We start from the raw sequence: 9410 nt of genomic DNA on the forward strand, positions 1-9410 counted from the left end.
CCCGTCCGTCCCGACCGGACGCCCTGACCCAGCGCCCGGACCCGGCGCCTCGGGCCTGCGCCGGCGCTACACCAGGCAGCGCGGCCCGAGCAGGCTCTTCAGTTCCCCGAACAGGTCGGGCGTCAGGTTCACCGGGAAGGGCAGCTCGAACGTCCGGGCGACGTCGTCCTTGAGGAGCTTCAACCGCACCTCGGTGTCGCCCTGGTGTCGTCCGAGGACTGCGGCCAGTTCGGTCACCGTCCGGGTGGTCGCCTGCCGCTCGGGCAGGGACAGGGTCAGCGGCCCCGATCCCATCGCGTCGCCGACGTTCGGCTGGAACATGCTCACCGCGTGCAGCGCCTTGCCGTCGTCGCGGACGTTGACCCGGCCGCGCAGGACGACGATCGAGTCCGGCACCAGTGACGGCCCGAACTCCTGGTAGGTCTTGCCCAGGAACATGACGCCGATCTGCCCGCCGAAGTCCTCGATGTCGACGATGCCGTACGGGTTGCCGCTGGTCTTCGCCACCCGGTGCTGCACGCTGGTCAGCAGTCCGGCGACGGTGACCGTCTCACCTTCGATGGAGTCGTCGGCGACGAGCAGGTCCGCGATGGTGACCGACTGGTGCTTCGCGAGCTCGATCTCGAGCCCGGCCAGCGGGTGGTCGGAGACGTAGAGCCCGAGCATGTCCCGCTCGAACGCCAGCTTGTCGCGCTTGGACCACTCCGGCCGCTCCGGGACCTGCGACACCGTGAGGGATGCCGGGTGCTCCTCGGCGACCTCGGCGAACAGCGACTCGAAGTCGAAGCCGACGTTGCCGTGGGCCTCGTCCCGCTTGACCTTCACGGCGGCCTCGACCGCGCCCTCGTGGATCTCCACGAGCGCCCGTCGGCTGTCGCCGAACTCGTCGAAGGCTCCGGCCTTGATGAGGGACTCGACGGTCCGCTTGTTCGCCGACGAGATCGGGATCTTCCGGAGGAAGTCGTGGAAGGACTCGAACGCGCCCTTCTCCTGGCGGGCGGCGACGATGTCGTCGACGACGTTGAAGCCGACGTTCCGGATCGCGCCCATGCCGAAGCGGATGTCGTCGCCGACGGCGGCGAAGAACCCGATGGACTCGTTGACGTCCGGCGGCATGACCTTGATGCCCATCCGGCGGCACTCGTTGAGGTACAGCGCGAGCTTGTCCCGGGCGTCGCCGACGCTGGTGAGCAGGGCGGCCATGTACTCGGCCGGGTAGTGGGCCTTCAGGTACGCGGTCCAGAACGAGACCACGCCGTACGCGGCGGAGTGCGCCTTGTTGAACGCGTAGTCCGAGAACGGCAGCAGGATGTCCCACAGCGTCTTGATCGCCGCTTCGCCGTAGCCGTTGTCGATCATGCCCTGGTGGAAGCCCGCGTACTGCTTGTCCAGCTCGGACTTCTTCTTCTTGCCCATGGCGCGGCGCAGGATGTCCGCCTGGCCGAGCGAGAAGCCGGCGACCTTCTGCGCGATCGCCATCACCTGCTCCTGGTAGATGATCAGGCCGTAGGTGCCGCCGAGGATCTCCGCGAGCGGTTCTTCGAGCTCGGGGTGGATCGGGGTGATCGCCTGCTCGCCGTTCTTGCGGAGCGCGTAGTTGGTGTGCGAGTTCGCACCCATGGGCCCCGGGCGGTACAGCGCGATGAGTGCGGAGATGTCCTCGAAGTTGTCCGGCTTCATCAGGCGGAGGAGGCCGCGCATGGGCCCGCCATCGAGCTGGAAGACGCCGAGGGTGTCGCCGCGCTGCAGCAACGCGTACGCCTCGGGGTCCTCGAGCCCCATGTGCTCGAGGTCCAGGTCGATGCCGCGGTTGGTCTTGATGTTGTCGAGGGCGTCGCTGATGATCGTGAGGTTGCGGAGCCCCAGGAAGTCCATCTTGATCAGGCCGAGCGACTCCGCTGCCGGGTAGTCGAACTGCGTGACGATCTGGCCGTCCTGCTCCCGCTTCATGATCGGGATGATGTCGATCAGCGGGTCGCTCGACATGATGACGCCGGCTGCGTGGACACCCCACTGGCGCTTCAGCCCCTCGAGGCCGAGCGCCGTGTCGAAGACCGTCTTGGCCTCCGGGTCGGTCTCGACGACGGTGCGGACGTCGACGGCTTCCTTGTAGCGCGGGTGGTCCCTGTCGAAGATCCCGGTGAGCGGGATGTCCTTGCCCATCACGGGTGGCGGCATCGCCTTGGTGAGCTTCTCGCCCATGCCGAACGGGAAGCCGAGGACGCGCGAGGAGTCCTTCAACGCCTGCTTCGCCTTGATCGTGCCGTACGTGACGATCTGCGCCACGCGTTCCGACCCGTACTTCTCGGTGACGTACTTGATCGCCTCACCACGGCGCCGGTCGTCGAAGTCGACGTCGAAGTCGGGCATCGAGACGCGGTCCGGGTTGAGGAAGCGCTCGAAGATCAGCCCGTGACGGATCGGGTCGAGGTCGGTGATGCGCATGGCGTACGCGACCATCGAGCCGGCGCCGGAACCACGGCCGGGTCCGACGCGGATGCCGTTGTTCTTCGACCAGTTGATGAAGTCCGCGACGACCAGGAAGTAGCCCGGGAACCCCATCTGGTTGATGATGCCGACCTCGTAGTCGGCGCGCTCCTGGACCTCTTGCGAGATGCCGCCCGGGTACCGGTACTCCAGCCCCTTCGCCACTTCCTTCTCGAACCAGGAGTGCTCGGTCTCGCCCTCGGGCACCGGGAACTTCGGCATGTAGTTCGCCGAGGTGTCGAACTCCACGTTGCACCGCTCGGCGATGAGCAGCGTGTTGTCGCAGGCCTCGAGGTTGTCGCGGAAGACGTGCCGCATCTGCGCCGGGGTCTTCAGGTAGAACTCGTCGGCGTCGAACTTGAAGCGGTTCGGGTCGTTCAGCGTCGACCCGGACTGCACGCAGAGCAGGGCGGCGTGCGACGTGGCGTCGTGGGCGTGCGTGTAGTGCAGGTCGTTCGTGCCCACGAGTGGGATGTCCAGGTCCTTGGCCAGTCGGATCAGGTCGCTCATGATGCGACGTTCGATCTCGAGCCCGTGGTCCATGATCTCGGCGAAGTAGTTCTCCTTGCCGAAGATGTCCCGGTAGTCGGCGGCGGCCTGGACGGCTTCGTCGTACTGCCCGAGGCGCAGCCGGGTCTGGATCTCCCCCGAGGGGCAGCCCGTCGTCGCGATGATGCCCTGGTGGTACTCCTGCAGCAGCTCGATGTCCATGCGCGGCTTGAAGTAGTAGCCCTCGAGCGACGCCTTCGACGACAGCCGGAACAGGTTGTGCATGCCGGTCGTGTTCTCGGCGAACATCGTCATGTGCGTGTACGAACCGGCACCCGACACGTCGTCGCCACCGCCGTCACCCCAGCGCACACGGGTCTTGTCGCTCCGGTGGGTCCGCGGCGTGATGTACGCCTCTGTCCCGATGATCGGTTTGACCCCGCCGGCCTTCGCGGTCTTCCAGAACTCGAAGGCGCCGAACATGTTGCCGTGGTCCGTCACCGCCACGGCCGGCATGCCCTGCGCGGCGGTCTCCGCCACGAGGTCCGAGAGCCTGGCGGCACCGTCGAGCATCGAGTACTCGCTGTGCACGTGCAGGTGGACGAAGGAGTCGGAATCCGACACGGAACCTCCGGTTCGTACGGTCTGCGGTGGGGTGTGGACAGCCTAACCGCGACCGACGACGATCCCGAGCGTGTCGCAGCACGCCCCGGCGTGGCCGCTCGTCGTCCCCGTTCCTCAGGCAGCGCGGATGCGGTCGAGCGCCTGCTGCAGGTCGTCCGGGTACGACGCCTGGAACTCGACCCAGTCCCCGGTCCGCGGGTGCGCGAAGCCGAGGCGGACCGCGTCGAGCCACTGCCGCGTGAGCCCGAGCTCCTCCGCGAGCACCGGGTCGGCACCGTACATCGTGTCGCCGACCAGTGGATGCCGGGTCGCCGCCATGTGTACACGGATCTGGTGCGTGCGCCCGGTCTCGAGGTGGACCTCGAGCAGCGTCGCGGACCGGAACGCCTCGAGGGTCGCGTAGTGCGTGACGCTCGGCTTGCCGTCCGCGGTGACCGCGAACTTCCAGTCGCTCGAGGGGTGCCGCCCGATGGGGGCGTCGATCGTGCCGGAGGTCGGGTCCGGGTGTCCCTGCGCGAGCGCGTGGTACACCTTCTCGACCGTGCGCTCCTTGAACGCCCGCTTCAGGTGCGTGTACGCCAGCTCGGTCTTCGCCACGACCATCAACCCGGAGGTGCCGACGTCGAGTCGGTGCACGATGCCGGCGCGTTCGGCGGCGCCGGACGTCGCGATCGTGAAGCCGGCGGCGGCGAGGCCTCCGGGCACGGTCGGCCCGTCCCAGCCGGGCGAGGGGTGCGCGGCGACGCCGACGGGCTTGTCGACGACGACGATGTCCTCGTCGTCGTGCACGACCGACATGCCGGGCACCTCCACCGGGATGATCCGCGGGGCTTCCTTCGGGGTCCACTCGACCTCGAGCCACGCATCGGGGTGCAGGCGGTCGGACTTCTCGGCGACGACGCCGTCGACCCGCACCCCGCCCGCCGCGACGACGTCGGCCGCGAACGACCGACTGAAACCGAGGAGCTTGGCGATCGCGGCGTCGACACGCTCACCCGCGAGCCCGTCCGGGACCGGCAGCTGACGCTGCTCGCTCACGTCGCGTCGCTCACGTCGCGTCGCTCACTTCGGGTCAGGGCCGAGCGGCCCGTCAGCGGACGGTCGGGAGGCGCGGCTGGTGCCCGGAGCGTCGGAGGCGGTCCCCGACTCGGGAACCGCAGCGCCGGACGCCGTGGCGTCGGGCCCCGTCGGAGCGGACCCCGCGACGTCGGTCGCGGAAGCCTCGGTCATCGCGCGCTGCTGCTTCTCGGAGACGGCCCGCGTCCCGTCGAGGTTCACCCCGAGGATCACGAGCAGCACGAAGACGACCATGCTCACGCAGATGAACGAGTCGGCCACGTTGTAGATCGCCGGCATCATCCACGGTGTCGAGATGAAGTCGACGACGTGACCGCGCCCGAAGCCGGGTTCACGGAACAGCCGGTCGGACAGGTTGCCGAGCGCCCCGCCGAGGAGCATGCCGAGCACGATGGCCCACCACATCGACCGGATGCGTCGCGCGTAGGCGGCGATCGCGACGACGACGGCGGCGGAGATCAGCGAGAAGACCCACGTCATGTTCACCGCGAAGGAGAACGCCGCACCCGGGTTCCGCACCGACAGGAACTGCAGCGCGTTGCCGAGCACGGGGACGACGACGCCCTCGGGCAGGTTCGCCACGACGAGTGCCTTGGTGACCTGGTCGAGCGTCACCACCACGACAGCGGCGAAGGCCAGTGCCGCGATCGCGCGTGCACTGACCTTCGCTCGTGGGACGGGTCGGTCCAACGTCAGTTGCCGAAGCCCTGCGCCGAGGCCGGGGCCGGCGCGAAGCCGGACTGCTCGGTGCCGGCAGACGAGTCGAGCTCGGAGAGCTGGCTCTGGATGTAGCTCTTGAGCTGCGCACGGTAGTCGCGCTCGAACGTGCGGAGCTCGTCGATCTTGCCCTCGAGCTGCGTGCGCTCCTGGTCGAGCACCGCGACGCGCTGGCGGTTCTGGTTCTCGGTGTCGGCGAGGACCTGGCGCTGCTTGGCCTCGGCCTCGGAGACCAGGCGGGCGGCCTGGGCCTGGCCCTCGGCGATGAGCGCATCGCGCTTCTCGACGCCTTCGCGGACGTGCTCCTCGTGGAGACGACGGGCGAGGGTCAGGAGGTTCGTGGTGCCCTCGGTGTCCTCGTCCGGGTTCACGGTGGTGACCGGGGCGGCAGCGGCGACCGGTGCGGGCTCCGGAGCGGCGGCGACCGGGGCCGGCTCGGGCGTCGGGGTCGGCGCGGGCTCGTCGTCCTTGGCGAGCGACGGCGCGGATCCGGCCGACTCAAGGCGCTGACGCAGCTCCTCGTTCTCCTGGTTCAGGCGACGCAGCTCGGCCACGATCTCGTCGAGGAAGTCGTCGACCTCGTCCTGGTCGTAGCCCTCGCGGAACTTGGTCGGCTGGAACCGCTTGTTGACTACGTCTTCCGGCGTCAAAGCCATTGCCGTCACCTCAATAGAACTGCTGAACGTGTGGAACCGGGGGCCCTGCTGGACCGTCCGTGCTGAACGTACCAGCCGGGGTCCCGGTGCGGATGTCCCGCCAGGGCAGGACATCGATCCCGACCACCGTACACCGAGGGCGGCTCCGAACCGTGTCGGCTGCCCGCGTGGCGCGTGTCGCGACCCTGCCGGTCGGACCCCTCGACGGGGTCGGGATCAGATGAAGCGGAGTGCCAGGGACTGCACGACGACCCGCAGGATGATCACGACGAGCATGACGATCGTCCATCCGAAGTCGAGTGCGACGGGTCCGAGCCGGAGCGGCGGGAGGACACGACGTACCGCTTTGATGGGCGGGTCGGTGACCGTGTAGACGAACTCCGCCACGACCAGCAGCGCGCGCTGCGGCCGCCATGAGCGGTTGAACGACTGCACGATGTCGAGGATGAAACGCCCCCACATCACGAAGAAGTACAGCGTGAGGAGTAAGGAGAGGATCGTGAAGATGAACACGGTTCGGCTCGCTCGTCTCGTGTGACCGGGGCCGGGCGGCACCGGTCACGGGGCGGGTGGGCCTGGGTGCCGAGCGGTCGTCCGGGAGCCGGTCGGGCACCCGTACCGCGCGGGCGGCTCAGGACTGGGCGAAGAAGTTCGCCTCGATGTCGGACTCTACCTCAGCAGGCTCACCGCTCACTGCGATGTGCGCAGGCGAGAGCAGGAAGACCTTGTTCGTGACGCGCTCGATCTTGCCGTAGAGGCCGAGCGACAGGCCGCTGGCGAAGTCGATCATCCGGCGGGCATCACCCTCGGTCATCTGCGAGAGGTTGATGATGACGGGGATGCCGTCACGGAAGCTCTCGGCGATGGACTGGGCGTCCTTGTACTCGCGCGGGTGGACGGTGAGGATCTCGTTCATTTCCTGGACCGGGGTCGCCTTCTGTGCGGTCGTGTGCGAGCGGCGGAGCGGGGTGACCTGCGCGCCGCGCTGGGAGGTGTGCTGGGGCTTCGCGGGTGCGGCGGCCGGGGCGGCAGCTGCGGGAGCGGCGGCGGCCGGAGCGGCAGCGGGCGTCGCGGCGGCCGGGGCCTCCTGCTGCGCTGCCGGGGCCGGAGCCTGCTGGCGCGCCTGCGTGGGCGCGGCCTGCTGCTCGTCCTCGTAGTCGAGTTCCTCGTCGGCGAGGCCGAGGTAGACCATCGTCTTCTTCAGCGGGTTGGCCATGGTTCCTCCGGGGGTCGTGCTCGTTGTTGCCCTGCGACGAGGCTATGGTGCGGCGGGGCGATTCCCGGTGATTGCGGTCCTGATCCGCAGGTGTGTCGCGCCCTCGGCGATCGCGTCGGCGTAGTCGCCGCTCATGCCGGCCGAGATGTCCGTCGCCGCGGGCTCGAGCAGGCGCACGCGCTCCGAGATCGCGCGGAGCCGGGCGAAGGCCGCGCGGGGCTCCTCGTCGAGCGGCGCGACCGCCATGACGCCCCGGAGGCGCAGGGTCCCGGTGGCGAGGACACGCTCGGCCAGGGCGTCGACGTCGTCCGGCGCGACCCCGCCACGACCGGGGTCGTCGGTGAGGTTCACCTGCACGAAGCCGTCGAGGACGCGGGGGTCCGGCTCGGCCTCGGTCGGGGCGAAGGCGTCGACCACGCTCGCCCGGTCGAGGGACTGCACGACCTGGGCGTACCGGCGGGCCTGCCGTGCCTTCTTCGACTGCAGCTGTCCGACGAAGTGCCAGGTCAGGCCGAGGTCCTCGAGTTCCGCGGCCTTCACCTGCGCCTCCTGGTGGCGGTTCTCCCCCACGTCGGTGACGCCGAGCGCGGCGAGCTGTCGGACCAGGGCAGCCGGGTGGTACTTCGTGACGACGACGAGCGTCAGCTCGTCGACGGAGCGGTCCGCGGCACGAGCCGCGTCGGCGATGCCCTCCCGGACGGACGCGAGCCGGGCCTCCAGTCCGGTGTCGGACGCTGCGGACACAGGCCGAGCCTCCAGTCCGTTGTCGGATTGGAGGCTCGGCTCGCTCTGGTCCCCAGCGGTCACGATGCGATCGTGCTCACGTGGGACCGACTCACTTCAGGAAGTCGGGGACGTCGAGCTCGTCGTCGTCGTCGAAGGCCGGGTCGGCGGCGCGCTGCGCCGGCGGCTCGTGCTCCTGTGACGCCCAGGATGGGGTCGAGTGCCCGGAGTCCTCGATGCGGTTGGACGAGCCGGTGGTGACGGGCACGGTGGCACCGGCATCCGGGTCGACGTAGCTCGAGCGACGTTCCTGGTGCTGCTGCTGCGACGGCTCGCCACCGTCGAAGCCCGCGGCGATGACGGTGACGCGCACCTCGTCGCCCAGGGTGTCGTCGATGACCGCACCGAAGATGATGTTCGCTTCGGGGTGCACGGCTTCCTGCACCAGGCGGGCCGCGTCGTTGATCTCGAAGATGCCGAGGTTCGAGCCGCCCTGGATCGAGAGCAGCACGCCGTGCGCACCGTCGATCGAGGCTTCGAGCAGCGGCGACGCGACGGCGAGTTCGGCCGCCTTGATCGCGCGGTCGGCACCCCTCGAGGAGCCGATGCCCATGAGCGCCGAGCCGGCACCCTGCATGACGCTCTTCACGTCGGCGAAGTCGAGGTTGATCAGGCCCGGCGTCGTGATGAGGTCCGTGATGCCCTGGACACCGGCCAGGAGCACCTGGTCGGCCGTGGCGAAGGCCTCGACCATGGAGATGCCGCGGTCGGAGATCTCGAGCAGACGGTCGTTCGGCACGACGATGAGCGTGTCGACCTCGTCCTTGAGGCTCGCGACGCCGTTCTCGGCCTGCGACTGACGACGCTTGCCCTCGAAGCCGAACGGCTTCGTGACGACGCCGATGGTCAGGGCACCGATCGACTTCGCGATGCGCGCGACGACCGGGGCACCACCGGTCCCGGTGCCGCCACCTTCACCGGCGGTGACGAAGACCATGTCGGCGCCGGCGAGGGCTTCCTCGATCTCCTCGGCGTGGTCCTCGGCGGCGCGTCGGCCCACCTCGGGATCTGCGCCGGCTCCGAGGCCGCGAGTGATCTCGCGACCCACGTCGAGCTTCACGTCGGCGTCGCTGAGGAGCAGCGCCTGCGCGTCGGTGTTGATGGCGATGAACTCGACCCCGCGGAGTCCGAGCTCGATCATGCGGTTGACGGCGTTGACACCGCCGCCGCCGACACCGACCACCTTGATGACGGCGAGGTAGTTGTGGTTCGTGGTCACGTCTGTCCGGCCTCCGGTCAAAACCCTCAACCTGTGCTTGAAGTTCAGAGTTCTAGCTGCTACGAATGGTGCTGGCCCCGACGCTACGGGTGCCGTCCTGCTGCTGACGACCCGCCACGCCGCGTGTCGCCGATCGCGGCGC

Annotated in this window: 8 protein-coding genes; all 8 read right to left on the minus strand. The window is 69.1% G+C overall.

Annotated elements, in window-relative coordinates:
* Positions 1-66: 66 nt before the first annotated feature.
* Positions 67-3549, minus strand: coding sequence for a DNA polymerase III subunit alpha (dnaE, locus tag DEJ24_RS05415; protein WP_375334695.1), 3483 nt, complete (start codon positions 3547-3549; stop codon positions 67-69).
* Between the two features lie 165 nt (positions 3550-3714).
* Positions 3715-4638, minus strand: coding sequence for an RluA family pseudouridine synthase (locus DEJ24_RS05420; RefSeq protein ID WP_111077629.1), 924 nt, complete (start codon positions 4636-4638; stop codon positions 3715-3717).
* A gap of 24 nt (positions 4639-4662) precedes the next feature.
* Complete coding sequence (lspA, locus tag DEJ24_RS05425) at positions 4663-5367, minus strand: signal peptidase II (protein ID WP_258374731.1); 705 nt, start codon at positions 5365-5367, stop codon at positions 4663-4665.
* 2 nt (positions 5368-5369) lie between these two features.
* Positions 5370-6050, minus strand: coding sequence for a DivIVA domain-containing protein (locus DEJ24_RS05430; RefSeq protein ID WP_111077630.1), 681 nt, complete (start codon positions 6048-6050; stop codon positions 5370-5372).
* Between the two features lie 216 nt (positions 6051-6266).
* Entirely contained in the window at positions 6267-6563 is a 297-nt protein-coding gene (locus tag DEJ24_RS05435) for a YggT family protein (protein WP_258374600.1), read from the minus strand.
* 118 nt (positions 6564-6681) lie between these two features.
* Complete coding sequence (locus DEJ24_RS05440; RefSeq protein WP_111077631.1) at positions 6682-7266, minus strand: cell division protein SepF; 585 nt, start codon at positions 7264-7266, stop codon at positions 6682-6684.
* 42 nt (positions 7267-7308) lie between these two features.
* Positions 7309-8010, minus strand: a complete 702-nt coding sequence (locus DEJ24_RS05445) for a YggS family pyridoxal phosphate-dependent enzyme (RefSeq protein ID WP_111077632.1) — start codon at positions 8008-8010, stop codon at positions 7309-7311.
* Positions 8011-8101: 91 nt separating this feature from the next.
* Positions 8102-9268 (minus strand): cell division protein FtsZ, encoded by a 1167-nt coding sequence (gene ftsZ, locus DEJ24_RS05450; RefSeq protein WP_110903099.1) that lies wholly within the window; start codon positions 9266-9268, stop codon positions 8102-8104.
* Positions 9269-9410 lie beyond the last annotated feature (142 nt).

The sequence above is a fragment of the Curtobacterium sp. MCPF17_001 genome (assembly GCF_003234615.1).
GTDB lineage: Bacteria > Actinomycetota > Actinomycetes > Actinomycetales > Microbacteriaceae > Curtobacterium.

Excerpts from the sequence above, each read along its gene's own strand:
- dnaE (WP_375334695.1), bottom strand. The coding sequence starts at position 3,549 with ATGCTCGACGGTGCCGCCAGGCTCTCGGACCTCGTGGCGGAGACCGCC.
- DEJ24_RS05440 (WP_111077631.1), bottom strand. The coding sequence starts at position 7,266 with ATGGCCAACCCGCTGAAGAAGACGATGGTCTACCTCGGCCTCGCCGAC.
- DEJ24_RS05430 (WP_111077630.1), bottom strand. The coding sequence starts at position 6,050 with ATGGCTTTGACGCCGGAAGACGTAGTCAACAAGCGGTTCCAGCCGACC.